We start from the raw sequence: 18,979 nt of genomic DNA, 5'->3' as shown, positions 1-18,979 counted from the left end.
CCCCACTATACCCGAGCAGCCGTTGCGCCACGCAAAAAGGCGCGTTATAGTCGTTTTTGTTTCAGGGCGGGGTGCAATTCCCCACCGGCGGTAAATGCACGGCAAGACCCTTTGCCAGGCGCATGAGCCCGCGAGCCGCGAAGCGCGGCCGACCCGGTGCGATTCCGGGGCCGACGGTATAGTCCGGATGGAAGAAACGGAAGGTCTTTCCATGAACAACGCTATCGATACCCGCAAGATCGCGCTCGCCGCACTCTTCACCGCCGCCTCGCTCATCCTGAGCCTGGTGCAGATTCCCATCTTCCCCATCGCCCCGTGGCTCATGTATGACCCGTCGGGCATCGTCTGCCTCATCGCCGCGCTCGCCTTCGGGCCCAAGCTCGGTGCGGCCGTCGCCATCATCTCCTGGCTGCCCCGCGTCTTCCTCGACCCGTTCGGCGCGCCTATGGGCATGCTCTCCACCTGCGCGTTCATCATTCCCGCAGCCATCATTTACCTCAAGGGCGAGCGCTCCCGCAAGGCGTCCGTCGCTGGCATGGTCGTGGGTGCGGCGCTCTCCATCGCCGTCTCGTGCGCCATGAACCTCGTGGTGACGCCGCTGTACACCGCCATCGCCGTCGAGGATGTCGCCGCCATGATCGTCCCCGTGCTACTCCCCTTCAACACGCTGAAGATGGTCATCAACGTCACGGCCGGCCAGGTGCTCCTCGCCCCGTGCATGAACGTTCTCAAGGCGCGCAAGGGCGCATAGCGATGACCGAGGTGACCGAAGCAGCCACAGCAGCCGAGCCGGCGCCCCCGTCCGCGGACTCCACAACCCCGTCCGCGCGCCCCACAAGCCGCCCACGGCCCGCGAAACCGCACATCGAGCTGCACGGCGTCCATGTTTCGTACCCCGGCGCTCCCAATGAGGCGCTCACCGGCATCGACCTTCAAATCCCCGCAGGGCAATACGTGTGCATTCTGGGCGGCAACGGCTCGGGCAAATCGACCTTGTTGCAGCTCATGAACGCGCTGGCACTTCCGAGCGCGGGCGAGGTCCGCGTGTTCGGTGTGAACACCTCCGAGGAGGGCGCGCCCCTCGCGATCAGGAGCCGATGCGCAAGCGTGTTCCAGCATCCCGAAGACCAGATGGTCACGAGCATCGTCGCCGACGACGTCGCGTTCGGCCCCGAGAACCTCTGCGTCCCCCAGCCCGAAATCGCGAGTCGGGTCGACGCCTCGCTCGAGGCCGTCTGCATGTCCGAACACGCCCTAAGCGACCCCGCCGACCTGTCCGGCGGCCAGACCCAGCGCGTCGCCATCGCCGGCGCGCTCGCCATGGAACCAAAGATCCTGCTGCTCGACGAGCCCTGCGCCATGCTCGACACCCAGGGCCGTTCCAGCATCCGCACCATCGTGAATGCCCTTCGCAAACGCGGCATCACCATCGTGCATGTGACGCACTTCATGGAAGACGCCCTGGATGCCGACCGCGTACTCGTCCTCGAACAGGGACGCATCGCGTTCGACGGGACCGCCGCGGAGGCGTTCGCATGCGCCGAGCGAGTGCAGGCCCTGCACCTCGAAGCTCCTCGTAAACCCGCGGAAATCTTGAGAGTCGCCGCCGCTCGTGTGGTCGCGCCAACATCCGGGGACCCCAGCGTCACGTTCGACCGCGTATCGTTCTCCTACGCTGCCGCACACAACCCGCGCAGGCGCCGGGGACTCTTCGGCGGGCGCAATCGCGCTGAGGGAAGCGTCGCTACACCACTCGCCCTCGAAGATCTCTCCTTCCAGGCATTCCCCGGAACGCTCACCGCGCTCGTCGGCCAGACGGGTTCGGGCAAATCGACCACCGCCGAACTCGCGTGCGCGCTCAAGCTCCCGCTTGCCGGAACCGTCCGCATCTGCGGCGTGGACACCGCGGACCTGGACCACCGCTCGGACATCCGCCGGCATGTCGGGTACGTCTCCCAGCTGCCCGAGCGCCAGCTGTTCGCCGAGACAGTCTTCGACGACGTTGCCTTTGGCCCGCGCAACATGCACATGTCCGAAGACGAGGTGCGCTCGCGCGTGTGCGAGGCGCTCGCTTCGGTCAACCTCACCCCGACCGACGAGCTGCTCGCGCGCTCGCCGTTCTCGCTGTCCGGCGGCCAGCAGCGCAGCGTCGCACTCGCAGGCGTGCTGGCCATGCGCCAGGATGTCCTCGTGCTCGACGAGCCCATGGCCGGCCTCGACCCCGATGGACGCCGGCACGTGCGGGGCCTGCTGCGCGCCCTCAAGCGCGCGGGGAGCACGCTCATCATGGTCACCCACAGCATGGAAGACGTCGCCGAGCTCGCCGACCACGTGATCGTCCTCGAACGAGGACGCGCCCTCCTGTCGGGCTCTCCCGCGGAGGTCCTCCCCACCCTGCTCGATTCCGAGGGGGTGAGCCCCCATGGCGATTCGCGCTAGCATCGGCCAGTATTACTCGGCCGACTCCCCCATTCACCGCCTGGACCCGCGCGTCAAGCTCATGGGCACCCTCGCCTTTATGGTGAGCTGCTTCTTCGTCGACTCCGTGGAAACGCTGCTCCTGGCGGGCGCCGCGGCGTTCACCGCCATCGCACTGGCACGCGTGCCGCTCCGCCGTCTGCTCGCCCAAATCAGGCCCATCGCGCTGTTCCTCGTCATCACCTCGGTGATCAACTTGTTCCTGGTACAAACTGGGCCCATCGCGCTCCAGCTGGGACCCGTCGTCATCCACGCGGACGGCGTGTCGGCCGCGGTTCTCTACACCGTGCGCTTCTTCCTGCTGCTTTTGGGCGGATCGCTGCTCACGCTCACAACCACCCCGGTCGCCCTCGCCGACGCCGCCGAGAAGCTGCTCGCCCCGCTCGAGCGCGCGGGCGTCCCTGTGCGCCAGGGCACGCTCGTGCTCTCCATCGCACTGCGCTTCGTGCCCACGCTCTCTCAGGAGGCGGAGAACATCGTCGCCGCCCAGACCGCTCGCGGGACCGATCTTGAGAACAAGGGCGCCCTGGCCTACGCGCGCGCCTGCGTACCGCTCATCGTCCCGCTGTTCGCCAGCGCCCTGCGCCATGCCGACAACCTCGGCCGCGCGATGGACGCCCGCTGCTACACCGGAGGCGCCCGCACACACTACCACGTGATGAAGCTCGATCCGCGACGCGACGGCGCCGCCTGCCTTGCGCTCGCCCTATATCTGGCCGCCCTCGTGGCGCTGCGCCTCGCATAGCCCCGTCGCACGGTCGCTCTGGGCAACACCCGAACGGGTCTTCATCAAATAGACGCGCAACGTCCATCTTGAGACGCCGCCTGTGCGGTATCCTTAATCCGCATATGTGACACCACAACACACGCAAAATGGAGCTATCTATGTCACACACCGCCAAGAGCACGCAGCGCACCCATGGTGCCGCGGCTCACGTCTCCCCTTCGCTTTCTCGCCGAGCGCTGGTCGCGTCCGCACTCGCGGCCGCAAGCTCGGCCGTGCTTTTCGGGCTTCCCGCCCGCGCACACGCCGCCCGCGCAACGCAGGCAACCATCGACGCCCTCGCCACCGCCGAGGAAAAACTCGCCGCCGTCGAGGCCGAGCTCGATAAGCTCGCCGCCGACTTCGAGGCCCTCAGCCATGAGCAGGACCGCACCGTCTCCCAAATCGAGGAGGTCCAAGCCCAGCTCGACGAGACGCAGGCGCAGATCGACGAAAAGCAGGCCGAGCTCGAGGGCAAGCAGGACGTCCTGTCCCGCCGCGTGTCCAACAGTTACAAAGACGGCGGCACCAGCATGCTGACGCTGCTCATGGCCGCCGACTCCTTCGACGACCTCCTCTCCAACAGCCACTACATCGAGAAGGTCAACGACGCCGACAAGCAGGTCATCGGCGAGATCCAGGCGATCCGCGCCGAGCTCGAGCAGCACAAGTCGACGCTCGAATCCCAAAAGGCCGACCTCGAGGCGCTCAAGGAGCAACAGGCCCAGCAGCTCTCCGTGATGCAGGCCAAGCAGGCAGAGGTCCAGCAGCTCGTTGACGGCCTCTCGTCCGACGTGAGGGACCTCATCGCCAAGCGCGATGCCGAATACCTCGCCGCCGTTGCGGAAGAGGAGCGCCAAAAGGCCGAGCAGGACAAGTTCCAGCAGGGTGCCGGCGGCTCCTACGTCCCCAGCACGGGTCACGTCTCGGGGCCGGTCAAGTCCCTGGAACGCGTCCTCTCCGCATGCCACGCCGTCCCGAGCCCCGGCAACGGCCTGTGCGCCATGTGGGTCTCCCGCGTTTTCGCTTCCGCTGGCTTTGGCTATGTGGGCGGCAACGCGAACGACATGTATAACCGCTACTGCACGAGCTCCGACCGCGGTTCCCTGAAGCCCGGCATGATCATCGCCTCGCCCACGCATCCCCACACCTCCGCCGGCCGCATCTACGGCCATGTGGGAATCTACGTGGGCAACGGCACGGTCATGGACAACGTCGGCTTCATCCGCTCCATCGGCGTGGACGAATGGATCGCCTACTACGGTGTCACGGTCACCCCGCGCTGGGGCTGGATCGGCGGCTGGGTCCTCGGTTAAATCACCCCTCAAGCCGCTGCGGTATACTTTTCGAACATCCCCATGAAAGGAGCAATCGCATGACTCAGGCCCTCGCTGCGCAGGACACCTGCGTCCTCGTCACCGGAGGCGCCGGCTTCATCGGCTCTCACACCGTCGTCGAGCTGCTCGAACGCGGGTACCAGGTCGTCATCGTCGATGATCTCTCCAACGCCTCCGCCAAGGTGGAGGATCGCATCAAGACCATCGTCGGCCCCGAGGCGTCCGCGAACCTCACCCTCTATGTCGCCGACGTCAACGACCGCGAGGCCCTCACCCGCATCTTCGACGCGCACCGCATCGACCGCGTGATCCACTTCGCCGGCTACAAGGCCGTGGGCGAGTCCGTGGCCAAGCCCATCGAGTACTACAGCAACAACATCGGCAACACGCTCACGCTCGTCGACGTCATGCGCGAGCACGACTGCAAGTCGATCATCTTCTCCAGCTCCGCCACCGTCTACGGTGACCCGGACAGCCTGCCGCTGACCGAGGAGAGCCCCAAGAAGCCGGCCACCAACCCCTACGGTTGGACCAAGTGGATGATCGAGCAGATGCTCACCGACCTCCACACCGCAGACCCCGAGTGGAACGTCGTGCTGCTGCGCTACTTCAATCCCATCGGCGCCCACGCCAGCGGCCTCATGGGCGAGGACCCCAAGGGCATCCCGAACAACCTGCTGCCCTACGTCGCGCAGACCGCCATCGGCAAGCGCGAGGCCGTCCACGTCTTTGGCGACGACTACCCCACCCCCGACGGCACCGGCGTGCGCGACTACATCCACGTCTGCGACCTGGCCTCCGGCCACGCAGCCGCACTTGCCTGGATGAACGGCCGCGAGGGCGTCGAGGTGTTCAACCTGGGCACCGGCCGCGGCACCTCCGTGCTCGAGATCATCCGCGCCTTCGGCGAGGCTTGCGGGCACGAGGTCCCCTACGTCATCGACCCGCGCCGCCCCGGCGACGTGGCCGAGAACTACGCCGATTGCTCCAAGGCTCGCGACCTCATGGGCTGGAAGGCCCAGTACGGCATCGACGACATGTGCCGCGATGCCTGGAACTGGCAGTCCCACAACCCCAACGGCTACGAGGGATAGCGGCCATTCAAGGCGCGACGACCCGTCCCACCTCGGCGTCGATCGAGCGGATGTGACGTCACACGCAACCATAGGAATCCCGTGCGGGGCGGTCTCGACCGCCCCGTTTTGCTAGCATTGTCCGAGAGAGAACTTCCATGGAAAGGGCTGCACATGAGCGATATGACCGGGCACGCGGGCGAGAGCTTCGTCGCGTATCTGAAAGACAGGCTCCCGCTGATCGAACGCGCCCTGCACGAGGCCGACGCCGTGGCGATGGGCCGCGATGACGCCCCCACGGACGACCTCGACCGCTACCTGTACGCCCCGCTTGCGCACTTCACCGCGGGCGGCGGAAAGCGCGTGCGCCCCGTGCTGGCGCTGCTCGGAGCCGAAGCCGTGGGTGGCCGCGCCGATCAGGCGCTCTCGTGCGGTGTCGCCATCGAGCTGTTCCAAAGTGCCGCCCTCATCCACGACGACATCGCCGATGCGAGCGAACTGCGCCGCGGCGAGCCTTGCCTGTATCGCACCGAGGGGCTCGGCCTCGCCATCAATGCCGGCGACCTCGCCCTCACCCGCGTGTTCGAGATCGTGCTCGCTGATGGGTCGCTGCCCGCAGAGCGCCGGCTGTGCGTGCTCGAGGAGCTTGTACGCATGGAACGTCACACGCTCGAGGGCCAAGCGCTCGACCTCGGCTGGGCGCGCGACGGCCGCTGGGACGTCACGAGCGATGATTACCTCTACATGATCGACGGCAAAACAGCCTGGTACACCGTGGCTAGCCCCCTGTACGCAGGAGCGCTCGCCGCCGGCGCCGAGCCGGACGCGGTGCGCGGCCTCATCGAGGTCGGCCTGCCCGCGGGACTCGCCTTCCAACTGCAAGACGACCTGCTGAACCTGGTGGGCGATGCCGACGCACAGGGCAAGGACTTCCGCAGCGACATCACGGAGGGCAAGCGCACCCTCGCGGTGGTTTGGGCACTCGAGCATCTCGGCGGCGCGGAGCGCTCGGAGCTTGTCGAACTGCTGGAATCCGCCACAACCGACACCTCGGAACTTGCTCGAGCCGTCGAGCTCATCGAGCTGGGCGGCGGCATTGACAAGTGTCGCGGACTCGCCGCCGAAAAGACCGCCGAAGCCCAGAAGCGCGCCCGCGAGCTCGCCGAACGCGGCGTCATCACCACCGAGGCGGCCGAGCTGCTCGTTTCCATGGCGGATTTCTTCATCAATCGCCGCGCGTAAGGGGCCGCGCTCGGCCAAAAACATCAAAACCTTCCCCAAAACGTACACTTATTTAGCGTTTGCCCAGGATTTCGAAAAATAGGTGTACGTTTTGGGGAAGGTTTTGCGCTTGAATGCGGTGCTTGGCGCCTCTCACCGCGTGCGGCTGCGCAGGCGACGATACATCAGGCCGCCCACCGCCAAGAGAAGCGCCGACGCCACCAGCGTGCATGCGACCAGCGGCCAATTGCCGGAGCCGACCGCAGACGCCGTGATTGTCGAGGTCACGATGGAGGGGATACGCCCAAACGTGGCGATCAGGACGACCGGGAGAAAGCGCATGTTCGTCAGCCCGGCAAAATACGTCAGGAAATCCTTGGGCGTGCCGGGAATCAGGAACACGATGAGCATGATGAGCTCAAGGCGCTTGGCGCTCTTCAGCCAAGAGAAGCGGTCGAACAGCGACCGATCGAAAAACAGTCCGACGAGCTTCCAGCCCCAGCGACGAGTCGCCCAGTAAATCGCCGACGTCGCCAAACCCGAAGCAACCAGGCATAGGGCCGTGCCCTCCCAGAAGCCAAACGCATATCCACTGGCGAGCTCGACTGGTTCACCGGGCAAAAACGCCAAGAGCACCTGCACGATATTGATGCCGAGCATCGTCAGCCGACTGGCGAAAGCATGATCCGCCACGAACGCGCGAACGGCGCGCGCATCGGCGAGCCAGGCAAGCAGTCCGGGGAGATATTCCCAGCAGAGGAGCGCAGTGGCGGCGGCAGCCGCGACCAAGCCGATGAGCACGCGACGGCGCAGGGCCTTGCGGCGAAGCTTGATTCCCATGTCCTCGTCAAGGGGCTCACAGGTCTTAGCAGCCGCGGTGGAACGCGCCTCCTCGACGGCATCCGGCGCGGCTTCGGCGCGATCGCGCTTCCAAGCCTCAGCCAGCTTCTTGACGTCCAGCTTGCGCGCCGCACCGCCACATGCCACAGGCTGCTGCGGAAGCAGGGCGTTCATCTCCATGGGAGTCTCGCCCTCGGTCTGCATTCTCATCATCGCGGCACCTCCTACGTTCCGTGCGAGTTAAGTGTCACAAGGGGGTGTCTACGTTTTGTCGACCAGCGATGACAATTACGTAAGCCTTGGGTGTTCCTAAGTAATTCTTTACGGATGGCATGGATTGCCCCGCTATGCGAAAGCCCCCATCTATGGAAGGGCCTCGCCGCGGGAGCCACCCTCAGCCTTGGCGCCCCCGGCGTGGGAGCCAACTTCAGCCTTGGCGCCCCCGGCGTGGGGACCGCCCGCGCCTCTCTAGAAAACGCTCTCCCTGTCGAGCCGGACATCGAACGTCGCGATGACCCGCGCGCCGCCCGACTCCGCGTTCGCGAGGGCAATTCGGCCTCCGTGAAGTCCGCATAAGACGCTCGACACATTGAGACCCAGGCCAAAGTGCTCCGCCGATTTATTCTCGCTGAAGAACGGGTCGCATCCGCGCCTGAGCGCCTCGGGGGTAAATCCGGGGCCGTCGTCGGTGACAACAACGGTGAGGACGCCCGCATCGACCATCATGTCGAATGCCACGCGCGTCGATGCATGCACGCAAGCATTGCTCAGCAGATTGTCGAGCACCTCCTCCACCAAGGGAAGGTCGAGGAAGAGGGGAGGCGCAGCGGGACGACCGTCCGCCGCGGAGGCCGACCCGCCAATCGCATCGGGCGCCGGCATGACAGCCGTCTCGGTCGCCGACGCGGCAGCCGCCGTGCCCGTAGATGGCAATTCCAGCTTCAGACCACCACCGCGTGCGGCGATAACCCCAGATACATGGCGGTCCAGCTCCTCACGCAGGTCATCAAGCGCAAGCGACTCGCGTTCGACCGGACGGTCCTCAAGCTTGGTGAGGCCGCCCATCGAAGTCGCATATCGCTCAAGTCGCGCGACCTGGGAAGAAAGTGCGTCGAGCGCGTCCACATCCAACGTGTCCCCGCGACGCAGACGCATCTGAGCCATCTCCACCGTCCCCTTGAGCACGGTGATGGGCGTGCGCAGGTCATGCGCGAACGCCGCATTGAGGCGCCGCCGCGACTCGGCCGTGCGCCACAGTTCGCGCTGGACCTCGAGCAGCGATGCGCGCATGTGCTCGAGCGTCTCCGACAAGCGCCCCAACTCGCGACCGCGAACGGTGCCAATGGCAAAATCCAAGTCCTGCTCGGCGATACGGTCGGCCGCGCCGGCGAGTTCGGCCAGCGGCCCGGCAATGTGCACGCGGTAGAAGCGGCGGAACGTGAGCAGGCCCAGGCCGCCGTATGCGAGGACGGGCGCAAGTCCCGTGGCAAGCGTGAGGATCCACGGCATCAAGCTCGCGGGAGGCTGCGATGCCGCATAGTAAGCCGTATTCGAAACCAATCCCTCGCCGAACGTCTCCTCGAGATCCGCCCCGGTCATCGACTCGAACAACTCGACGCTCTGCGCACGGCCCTTGCGGCTCAACTCGTCATATCGGGCGAGATTGTCCGCGGAGATCGTGCTGTTCACCTCCAGAATATCCTCCTGCGGATACCCCTCGTTGTAATTCAGCCCCCAATCGTATAGCTGGACCTGGCCGCTGCGGACCAGGCCCACGGTTGCATACAACGAGCTGATAGTGCGTCCGCCATCCGGGACATAATCGCTTCCAGTCCCCCAATCGCCCGTCGCGATAAAAACCGCATACGGCCCGTCGCCTGGCAAGTCGAGCTCTGAGGCGGGCAGCAGCTCCCGTGTGTTGGGGTCATAGATATACGGGCCTGAATCGATTGGGCCGCGTTGGGTCAAGCCGTTGTCGAGCGTCACCTCAAGCTCGTAGTACCCGTTGTTCCAGGCTGAGAGCACCTCGATAAGCCCGAGCGACGCGACGGTCGCAACCACAAGGTACACGGCCAAATACACCGTGAACGTCACGCCGAGCGGACGCGTGCGCCACCACACGTGCAAGCGCTCGCGCCTGGGAAGCCGCTTCAGGGCCTCGCGCTCACGGGCGCGGGCCTCGCGGCGCTCGGCGCACCGGGCGCGGCGCTCGGCACGGTGAGCGCGACGTTCGCGGCGTTCTTCATCGCCCCTGATCACTTGGCCACCCACTTGTAGCCCACGCCCCACACCGTCTCGATGGGATCATCGGCCACGCCGGCGGCGGCAAGCTTGTTACGAATGCGGCGCACATGCTCGCGCACCTGCGACGGATCGCCCGCGGCGTCCCAACCCCACACGCGCTCGTAGATGGCATCGCGGTCGAACACCTGGCCCGGCCGCTTGCTGAGCAACGCGACGATGTCGAATTCAAGCTTGGTGAGGTCGACGTACGTGCGGGAGGGGCAGGCGCCGGCACCTCCCGCGATCGACCCCTCCAACGCATCGGAGATCTTTGCATGGGAGCCCTCCGAACCGGGCTTTTCCACGCCGACGCCCTTCACGGCCCCGTCGCCTGGCTCACCAGTGACGGGGCGCACCTCAACCGTGCGCTGCTTGTAGTCAATCGTGAGCTCCCGGAAGAACCGGACCGCGTTCTCACGTTCGCGCACGCGCCCCTCACGTGCCATGTGCGCGGCCACGCGACGCCCGAGCACCTCGAGCGAGAACGGCTTCATCACGTAGTCGTCGGCACCGGCTGCGAAACCGTCGAGCTGGTCGACATCCTCGACGCGCGCGGTCAAAAAGATGATCGGGCAGCTCAGATGCTCGCGCACGCGGCGGCATACCTCGAAACCATCCATGCCGGGCATGTTCACGTCCAACAACATGATGTCTGGGGCTGCGCCGACCGAGGCCGCCGTGAGCGCCTCGGGACCGCTGTTCGCACATGTGACGTCGTAACCCTCCATGCGGAAGTACTCGGCGAGCATATTCGCGATATCGACCTCGTCATCGACGACCAGCATGCGCATGGCGCTCTCCCCCATCTTCGCCCGGACCTCACATCAGGGCATCATCTCATCATTTCCCTTCCGCCATTTTCCTCCATATCTGTCTACGATTTGTCGATATGGATAAAATGTCATTCCACCGTATGGGGAACCGGTCAGTTTCGATTCGATCAGAACAACAAGTTATTAGACGCCCTGTTATTAGCTCTTTTTTACACCTATCTACCTGCAGTTTTCTAAAACTTGTTTAATTATAGGGAGAGGCAATCTGACAGACAATTTATTATTTGACCCCTCCATGAAAGGGGATTGCATGAGAACGATCGTCGTTGGGGACATGCATCAGAAGCAGCGTCTGATTTTACCCATCGTGGATGGCACCACGAGGCTCCTCGGGGCCAAAAGGGTCGTGCTGCTCGGGGATTACTGCGACGACTGGAGCCCCGACAGGGAAACGACCGATGCGAGGCGCCTGGTTGAGGGGCTGGAACATCAGGCAGATTGGGTCGATCGCACGCGTGGGCGCGGGATACAGGTCGATGTCCTGCTCGGAAACCACGATATGCAGTATCTCATCGAGCGGCAGGGGCCGGGCACCAATCTGAACTGCATCATCCCCGTCCAACGGCTGCTCATGCAGATGAATGTGCGCATGGCCGCCGTCGTTGACGGATGGCTCGCCACACACGCCGGACTTACCAGCCAATTCGCCGACATCGTGCTCGAGATCGGCGAGGAGGCAGCGCGTTCCGCCGAGCCCCCGTACACCGCCGATCCCCCATACACCGCTGAGTCGCTTTCCGATATCCTCAACGCCCTGTTCGACCGCGCGCTGACCGAGATGTCCGAGCACGGCGACGACGAGGGGCTCTTGCTGCTCAACCTTTGCGGCCCCGGCAGGGGCGGCGCGTGCATTCCCGGGCCCCTATGGGCATCGACCAGCGAGCTGGCGATTCTCGGGATGCCGCACCTCAACCAGATCATCGGGCACACGCCCGTCGATTCCGTACGGAAACTCGAGGAGCAGGGGTTCCGCGGCGAACGATACGTTGCCTGCGACACGTTCTCGACCAGCTTCGATTTCCGCCCGCTTGGCGACGGGAGCATCCTGCTCGTCGACGACGAGACGCACGAGATGCGAGCTGTGACGCCCGAGGAAGTAGACTGCGATTGGGCAGGGGCGCGCTGATGAAATGCGCCCGGCGCGACCGGCGAAGTAAAGGAGATGCCATGGGAAATGCATCAAGTCCCACATTCCGAGAGTTTCTCAATCTGCTTATTTCCGTCACCCCGGAACCGGCGCTGAAGACCGATGAATTCAAAGCCGCGTGGGACGCGGCAGCGAAAGAGCTTGATGAAATAATCGATAAGCTCAAAGGGAATGAGGGCGATGCGGGTCTCATCGATGAGCGCGACGCCAAGGTGCGCAGGCTCATCGCATTGATCCGAACAGACCTCCGCGACAGCTATCTTTTTAATGACACAGAACTTCAAAAGCAAGCTGGCAGCACCGCGCTCAGCGATTATGAGCGTTTCCTCGAAACGGATTCCGCAACGCAATCAAAGTACGCCGGCCATAACTGCGATGGAATTGCGTGGGGTGCACAGAGCGAGATACTTCCTCCTCCCGTCACCAGCAGAAGCATGGAATTCCCCAGCGGCGCTATCGACGGCCACCCCTATGCCAGCTGCTGGGACCACGCCATCACGAACCTCATTTGCAAGACCTGGGGATACTCAAAAATGTCGTACCTGAAAACGCCGTGTGCCGACAAGCTCGTTTCAGGACGTACCTATAAACCAAAAGACAAGAGCATCTTTCTCGCACTCATGCTTGGAGTCCACAAATCTCCTGGGGCCAATTGGCTCAACGTCGGAGCTAGCGATGTGATGCAGGAATACGTCACCTTGTATCGTGCCCAGCAGGCTGAACGAGAGGCGGCCTCCCCACCGTCATCGTAAGAAGTCGGTATGAGCTTATGAACAATTGCCGAGGGACGGCTTGGAAATGCCCGGCGTTTCCGCAGGTAGATCGGCGTGCAAAAATGGAGCTTATGAACGGACCGTTCATAAGCTCCTATTTCTGCCGGAAAAATCGTTCATATCCCCAGGATGCGCATCACGGAGCGCACCCGAAAGGCCCGTTACCGAGATGCGCTCCCTGAGATGCACCCCTGGAGGAAGCCATGGGGTCTCAGGAGTTGCAGCGGGCCGCACGCAGCCGGTCCGTCGACGGCCTCGTTATTTAAGCTCCGGCCAGTAATCCTTGTTTGCCTCGATCATGTCGTCGAGGACCTCCTTGGCGACCTTGATGGAAGGGACGGTCTTGTTAAGCGCGAACGCCTTCAGGACCTTCTCGTACGACCCCTCGATGCAACCCTCGACCAGCAGTTTCTCGCAATTGACCTGCTGCATCATGAGGCCCTGCTGGAACAGCGGGATCTCGTCGCGCGAGATGACCTCGGGGCCGTTCTTGCCGATGTAGGCGGGCAGCTCGACCATGGCGTCGTAGGGCATGTTGGGAATCGCGCCCTTGTTCTGGCAAATCACCAGGAAGCGCGCCTTGGTGTCGTTCTTGAGAGCGAGCGCCAGATCGGCGATCCAGTCACCGTGACTACCCGCGTAGAAGATGCTCTCATCGATTTCGCCGGTCGCCTCGTAGCGGTCGATGCCCTCGAACAGGCTCTTCTCGCGGCCGTCCATGACCTCATTCGCGCGGGTGCGCTCGGGGTCTGAGTGCTCGACGAACTCCTTCTGCTGCAGGTAGTAGTTGAGGTAGGTGTTGGGCAGGTACTCCGGGAAGAGCTCCATGATCTCGTAGACGCCCTTCCACACGTAGTACCAGCTGCCCTTGGTGTGGCGGTTCTGCTCGGCGCCACTCTCGCCGCCGTCCTTCTTCACGCCGGCCATGGCACCCTGCTTTGCAGCGTTCTTCACATAGCTGTCGGGCAACAGGATCTCGTGCTCCATGATGTAATCACGCAGCTCGGGCAGGATCTCCTCGCCCTTGCAGCGGATCGAAGTGAACCATCCGAAGTGATTGAGCCCAAAGTAATCGTACTCGACGTCGCGCTTGTCGATCTGGAGCGCCTCGCACACCACGTCGATGATGGCGATGGGCATGTCGCAGATATTGATGATGCGCGCATCCGGGCGCAACACGCGGCACGCCTCGGACACGATCGCCGCGGGGTTGGAGTAGTTGAGGATCCAATAGTCGTCCTTTGCGTACTTCTCCACCAAATCGATCAGCTCGACCATGGGGAAGATCGTGCGCATGCCATAGGCCATGCCGCCACACCCGCACGTCTCCTGTCCCACGCAGCCGTGGCGCAGCGGGATCTTCTCGTCCTGCTCGCGCATGGCGTACTTGCCCACGCGCATCTGGGCGAACACGAAGCTGGCGTCGGTAAACGCCTCCTTCGGATCCGTCGTGACGGTGAGCTTGATGTCGGTGCCGAGATCCTCGTGCAAGATCCAATCGACCAGGACGCCCACCTTGCGCTGGCGCTCCCCGTCGATGTCGTACAGGCGGATCTCGTCGACCTCGAGCTCCTCGCGGCGCAGGGCGATCGACTTGACGATGCCGGGCGTGAAGGTGGATCCGCCACCTGCCAGGGTGATAATCATGATGCATCCTTTCTCATATGCGAAAAAACGGGACAAACGCGCTTGCCTTGAGGATTCCCGGCGCGTGACGCGCCGAGCGGGCGGGGACGGGCGGGCTTGCGCACCCGCCCCCGCGCATGGCGCCGCCCGCAAGCGCAAACGGCGCGTTTGGGGGTTACATGCCCTCCAGGGCATCCTCGACCTGGCCGCGCACGCGAGCGACCTCCATGCCGAAGATGATCTGGATGTCATTGCCGTTGCGGACGATGCCGCTGTTCTTCATGTGGTTGATGAGGTCCTCATCGATGAGAGACTCGTCGGCCACATTTACGCGAAGGCGAGTGAAGCAATTCTCGGTGGACTGGATGTTGGCCTTCCCGCCGAGGCCGGCGATGAGGTCGAGGATCGGATCGGCGTCACCGGAAGCCAGCCCCGCGGAATCGCCGGCGACCGTCTGCGCGGGCTGAGAGCCCGTGGTGGAAGAGTCACCAGAAGCGTTGGACTCGCGAGAATCGCCCGCCGCGACGGCGCCCTCCGTCCGAGCCGCCTCGGCGGCGAGCTCGGGCTCGCCCTCCTCACCCTCGCGGCCGGGGGTGTGCAGGTGCAGCTTCTTGATGAGCACCGAGAACACGACGAAGTACAGGACCGCGTTGGCGACGCCCAGGACGAGCATCATGGGCCAGTTGGTCTTCTCGACGCCGAGCACCAGGTTACTCACCACGATGTTGATGATACCGCCCTGCACGGAGGCGGGGATGCTCAGGACCTTGAGCAGAACGAGGCTGATGCCGGACAGAATCGAGTGGACCACGAACAGCACAGGGGCAGCGAACACGAACAGGAAGTCCATCGGCTCGGTGATGCAGGTGAGGAGCGCGGTGATCATGAGGGGCAGGATAACGGCGCGGGTCTTGTCCTTGTTGGACTTATAGGCCGTGAAGATGAAGGCGGCGCCGATGCCCAGGTAGGGCCACAGGTTGTTGAAGGCGTAGCCGTTGTAGTAGGTGCTGTCGGAGAACGGGACGCCAGGCATGCCCATCTCGGCGACGCGGATCGGGTAGGCGCCGGCGATCACCGTCTCGCCCAGGGCGAGCGTGCCGCCCATGTCGGAGAACTGGAACGGGGCGTACACGAGATGATGAAGTCCGAGCGGGACGAGTAGCTTGTTGAGCGCGCCGTAGATGAACAGACCGATGTTGCCGCTCTGCTGGATCATGCCCGCCACCGAGGCGATGGCGCCCTGCACGGGAGGCCATGCGACGCAGGCGAGGGCACCCAGGCCGAGGGACACGCAGATCATAATGAGGAACGGGAAGCGAACGCCCGAGAACATCGACAGGGCGATGGGGAACTGCTTGCCGCCGAACTTGTTGAACACCCAACCGGCGATGCAGCCCAAGATGATGCCGCCGAACACGCCCATGTCGAGAACCTGGATGCCCAGGACCTCGCTCTGACCCGTGCCGATGAGGCCGAGCTGGCCGGGCTCGGCGAGCATGCCCATGGCCTCGAGGGTGATGTTGTTGGCATTCAGGAACAGGAAGAAGGACATGAGACCGATGAGCGTCGCATGGCCCTTGTCCTTCTTGGCCATCGCGCCGGCGATACCAGCGCAGAAAATCACCGCGAGGTTGTTCACGATGAACATCAAGCTGTTGTAGATGATCTTGCCCATGGTGGCGAAGAACGGCAGTTGCAGGAAGGGGACCATCGAGGTGATGGTCTGATTGGTGAGGAGGATTCCCAAGATCAGCACGGTGCCCGCCACGGACAGGTACATCAGCGGCTGGACGATTGACTTGGAAAACACCTCCAGCGAACTCTTCAGCTTATTTGCCATTGCCTTACGCTCCTTTCTGTTGGTCGCCCGCTGCGACAGACGACTCCCCCGACGCGTCCGCATGCGGGGCGTGTACGAGATTTGCGATGTGGTACACCAGATATCCCTTCTCGGCATCGCTCACGACGCAGCCATACTCCTGCTCGATATGCGCGCCGATGCGCTCGGTGCACTCAAGCGCATCAGGGTACTGGTCTTTACCCAAGTGGAATAGGAAGGTGTCCTCGGACTGCGCGATGCTCTTGTCGAGCACGCGCTGGGAGAAGAACTGAAGGTGGCGCAAAAAGCGCTCGTATTGGACGCTACCCTCGTCATACGTGAGCCCAAAAGTTTCGGACACGGTATCGAGGATGCCGTTGATCATCTTGATTGAAAGCATCAAATGGTCGGTACGTTGCTTCATCGTCGCGTTCACGATGTGCAGGGCGATGAAGCCGACCTCGCCCTCGGACACCTCGATGCCGAGGTGCGCGCGAATGATCTCGCGCGCCTTGAGGGCGAGCGCGAATTCGTCTTTGTAGAAGCGCTTGATCTCGAACAGGAGCGGGTTGTCGCAGGCGACACCCGTCCGCTCGCGCTCGAGCGCCATCGAGATGTGATCCGTCAGGGCGATGAGCACGTTGTCGTCGATCGGGGCCTTCGATTCGCGGCGCAGCATCTCGACGATCTCCTCGGCGATGAGCAGATACTCGGCGGGGATGCCCTTGATGAGGCGCTCCAGGCGCGTCAGCTGGTCGGGGTCGTCGAGGGTGAAGACCTTGTCAACGGATGCGGGGTCGAGCTCGTCTCCGCGCTTGCGGCCGAATGCGATCCCCCTGCCGACGGCGATCCTCTCGGCGCCGGCATCGTCGACCATCGCGACGTTGTTGTTGTAGATGCGTTTGATAACCACGGCTATGACCTCGGTTCGAGCAACCGGCTAGCGAATCAGGGAGAGGACGACGTCGCCGCGCGCGACGGCGCCAGCAGGGCACTTGGCCAATGAGAGGTCTGAACCAAGCTCGGTGACGACCATCATCGTCGTGTCCTCGAAACCGGCGGCCGCGATCTTCTCTCGATCAAACTCAACGAGAATCTGGCCCGCCTCGACGCGATCGCCCTGAGCGATGCGAGCGATAAAGCCATCGCCCTTCATGTCTACCGTATCGATGCCGATATGGAGCATGACCCCCATGCCGGCTTCGTCCTTGATAGCGAGCGCGTGGCCCGTCGGGAACAAGGCCTCCACCGTTCCAGAAATAGGCGCAACGAGGACACCCTCGCTCGGCACAATGGCGATACCGTCGCCCATGGCCTTGCCCGCAAAGACGGGATCGTTCACCTCAGAGATGTCCATCACGGTGCCGGATACTGGGCAGAGAACCGTCGCAACGGGGGTGGCCTGAGGGGATGCTTCGGCCGTGCGACCGTCCTCAGTCGCCGGCTGCTCGACCTCAGATGTCTTACCGCCAAACAAGTTCGAAAGGAAACCCATTTCGTAATCACTCCTCGTGTTGCCGCATCGCGGCATGAAAAAAGACCGGACCGAAACTGTGCGGTTGCGCAAGAATGCCGCCACTGGGCGGCGCTTGGCACTGCAAGAGTTTGGTCAGGCCCACGAAGCGCGTCGAGGTAACCTTCCTCATTTCTTGTTGCGGTTTGGAGTATAAGAATCCCCCGCGAGCCGCGTCAAGCCGCAGCACCGAGATGGGGCCTTCATGCAACCGTGAACGGTAGCTATTTTATGGTAAACGGTCATTCGTTTGCAGAGCCGCATTCAAAAGATCGGACCGGAAGCCCCTCTTGGCTCCTTGGGAACCGCAGGCTGACGAGCCCTCAACGAAGCAACGCGACGCGACGCGCAGCCATCAGGAACCATGTGCGGTTGAAACCCGTGCGCAATCGAGAGCTTATGAACGATTGGAGGATATGAACGATTGCAAAAATCGCACTCATGAGTCCATGACGTTTTCCCAGGTAGAGAGCTGTACAAAAATGGAGCTTATGAACGAATCGTTCATAAGCTCCTATTTCTGCCGGCAAAATCGTTCATATCCTCAAGGGACATGGCGGCACGACGGCGATGCCGCGCGGAAACGCGATGCGATGCCTTGCTACTCGGCGGCAGCGCCACCGAAGACGGCGCCCTCGACGTCATCATGCGCGACAACGGAAGCACCCTCGGTATCGATCGGGCCGAAATCCTCGGCCCCGCACTCGGCGCCGTTCGCCGCGGCACCCAAACTAGCACCGGCGCCATCGCCCGTAGCGGCCTCCCCGCGCAGGCTGCCAACCAGGCTTGCGAGCGCGGCAACCGTGCCCGGGAAGTCCGGCGGCGTCTGATCGGCGTGCAGATACGCCCAGTTCATCATGAAGGAAGCGGAAGAGAGCGCACCGACGGCAAGTGCGTCATCAGGGCAGGAGATCTCAACGTCAAACAGACGGTCATCGCCCATCACGCCACGCGTGCGACCGCTGGAAATACCGCCGGCAAGCCCCGTCTCGTTCATGATCTCGACTGTGAGGTGCTCGAGCAGGTGGGCAAGCTCCGTATGGCCCATGCAGTCCTGGAACTTGGAACCAGCATCGCCCAGGCACATATGCTCGGCGATGGCGGGGGCGAGATAATACACACGGGCGGTCGCCTCAACGTCCTCAGACGTCATGAGGGGCATGCCAGGGTTCACAAGCACGCGGGCGGTCAGCTTTTTGGGTCCCACCGTGACCTTGAGAATGTTGAACAAATCGGCCATGGCCTTACCTTTCTCATCGGCGCCCGAACGGCG

General features: G+C 63.4%; 16 protein-coding genes and 1 riboswitch. Of the genes, 8 read left to right on the top strand and 8 right to left on the bottom strand.

Going from position 1 to position 18,979, the window contains the following annotated elements; translation table 11 throughout:
* The first annotated feature begins 53 nt into the window (after positions 1 to 53).
* Positions 54 to 203, top strand: a riboswitch (FMN riboswitch).
* 8 nt (positions 204 to 211) lie between these two features.
* The 6 genes from FY258_RS00745 (at position 212) to FY258_RS00720 (ending at position 6,893) form a co-directional block, all read left to right on the top strand.
* Positions 212 to 751 (top strand): ECF transporter S component, encoded by a 540-nt coding sequence (locus FY258_RS00745; RefSeq protein WP_118102418.1) that lies wholly within the window; start codon positions 212 to 214, stop codon positions 749 to 751.
* A gap of 2 nt (positions 752 to 753) precedes the next feature.
* On the top strand, positions 754 to 2,439 hold the full coding sequence (locus tag FY258_RS00740; protein ID WP_118102417.1) for an ABC transporter ATP-binding protein: 1,686 nt from the start codon (positions 754 to 756) through the stop codon (positions 2,437 to 2,439).
* Positions 2,423 to 3,223: an energy-coupling factor transporter transmembrane component T family protein gene (locus FY258_RS00735; protein ID WP_118102416.1), complete on the top strand. Its 801-nt coding sequence runs from the start codon at positions 2,423 to 2,425 to the stop codon at positions 3,221 to 3,223. Before FY258_RS00740 ends, FY258_RS00735 begins: the two co-directional genes overlap by 17 nt.
* Before the next feature lie 140 nt (positions 3,224 to 3,363).
* Positions 3,364 to 4,557, top strand: coding sequence for a coiled-coil domain-containing protein (locus tag FY258_RS00730; protein ID WP_259324386.1), 1,194 nt, complete (start codon positions 3,364 to 3,366; stop codon positions 4,555 to 4,557).
* A 59-nt stretch (positions 4,558 to 4,616) separates the two neighbouring features.
* Entirely contained in the window at positions 4,617 to 5,672 is a 1,056-nt protein-coding gene (gene galE, locus FY258_RS00725) for a UDP-glucose 4-epimerase GalE (protein ID WP_118102414.1), read from the top strand.
* A 153-nt stretch (positions 5,673 to 5,825) separates the two neighbouring features.
* Positions 5,826 to 6,893 (top strand): polyprenyl synthetase family protein, encoded by a 1,068-nt coding sequence (locus FY258_RS00720; RefSeq protein WP_118102413.1) that lies wholly within the window; start codon positions 5,826 to 5,828, stop codon positions 6,891 to 6,893.
* Positions 6,894 to 7,025: 132 nt separating this feature from the next.
* Here the strand turns inward: FY258_RS00720 and FY258_RS00715 are convergent, their stop codons facing one another.
* The 3 genes from FY258_RS00715 to FY258_RS00705 form a co-directional block, all read right to left on the bottom strand.
* Positions 7,026 to 7,925 (bottom strand): TVP38/TMEM64 family protein, encoded by a 900-nt coding sequence (locus FY258_RS00715; protein WP_259324385.1) that lies wholly within the window; start codon positions 7,923 to 7,925, stop codon positions 7,026 to 7,028.
* A 255-nt stretch (positions 7,926 to 8,180) separates the two neighbouring features.
* Entirely contained in the window at positions 8,181 to 9,971 is a 1,791-nt protein-coding gene (locus FY258_RS00710; RefSeq protein WP_259324384.1) for a HAMP domain-containing sensor histidine kinase, read from the bottom strand.
* Complete coding sequence (locus FY258_RS00705; RefSeq protein ID WP_259324383.1) at positions 9,968 to 10,786, bottom strand: response regulator transcription factor; 819 nt, start codon at positions 10,784 to 10,786, stop codon at positions 9,968 to 9,970. The genes FY258_RS00710 and FY258_RS00705 overlap by 4 nt, the downstream gene beginning before the upstream one ends.
* A gap of 292 nt (positions 10,787 to 11,078) precedes the next feature.
* Between FY258_RS00705 and FY258_RS00700 the strand changes: the two genes are divergently transcribed.
* Both FY258_RS00700 and FY258_RS00695 read left to right on the top strand, forming a co-directional pair.
* Positions 11,079 to 11,954 carry a metallophosphoesterase gene (locus FY258_RS00700; RefSeq protein ID WP_118102411.1) on the top strand — a complete coding sequence of 292 codons (876 nt, stop codon included), beginning with the start codon at positions 11,079 to 11,081 and terminating at the stop codon, positions 11,952 to 11,954.
* 41 nt (positions 11,955 to 11,995) lie between these two features.
* A complete protein-coding gene (locus FY258_RS00695; protein WP_118102410.1) occupies positions 11,996 to 12,727 on the top strand; it encodes a hypothetical protein in 732 nt (243 codons plus the stop codon).
* Between the two features lie 279 nt (positions 12,728 to 13,006).
* Here FY258_RS00695 and FY258_RS00690 read toward each other — a convergent pair whose 3' ends face one another.
* The 5 genes from FY258_RS00690 to FY258_RS00670 all read right to left on the bottom strand — a co-directional run bounded on the left by FY258_RS00690 (position 13,007) and on the right by FY258_RS00670 (position 18,946).
* Positions 13,007 to 14,395 carry a 6-phospho-alpha-glucosidase gene (locus FY258_RS00690; protein WP_118102409.1) on the bottom strand — a complete coding sequence of 463 codons (1,389 nt, stop codon included), beginning with the start codon at positions 14,393 to 14,395 and terminating at the stop codon, positions 13,007 to 13,009.
* 154 nt (positions 14,396 to 14,549) lie between these two features.
* Positions 14,550 to 16,214 (bottom strand): PTS transporter subunit EIIC, encoded by a 1,665-nt coding sequence (locus tag FY258_RS00685; protein WP_118102408.1) that lies wholly within the window; start codon positions 16,212 to 16,214, stop codon positions 14,550 to 14,552.
* 4 nt (positions 16,215 to 16,218) lie between these two features.
* The gene (locus tag FY258_RS00680) at positions 16,219 to 17,106 is read right to left on the bottom strand and encodes a PRD domain-containing protein (protein WP_118102407.1); all 888 of its coding nucleotides are present in this window, start codon (positions 17,104 to 17,106) and stop codon (positions 16,219 to 16,221) included.
* Positions 17,107 to 17,133: 27 nt separating this feature from the next.
* Complete coding sequence (locus FY258_RS00675) at positions 17,134 to 17,688, bottom strand: PTS sugar transporter subunit IIA (RefSeq protein ID WP_182279351.1); 555 nt, start codon at positions 17,686 to 17,688, stop codon at positions 17,134 to 17,136.
* 619 nt (positions 17,689 to 18,307) lie between these two features.
* Entirely contained in the window at positions 18,308 to 18,946 is a 639-nt protein-coding gene (locus FY258_RS00670; RefSeq protein WP_118103921.1) for a hypothetical protein, read from the bottom strand.
* Between the last annotated feature and the right edge of the window lie 33 nt (positions 18,947 to 18,979).

It is taken from the genome of Collinsella intestinalis (assembly GCF_902364775.2).
Classification (GTDB): domain Bacteria; phylum Actinomycetota; class Coriobacteriia; order Coriobacteriales; family Coriobacteriaceae; genus Collinsella.
Note: the sequence above shows the minus strand (reverse complement) of the source record. Positions and strands in the feature narration are given on the sequence as shown.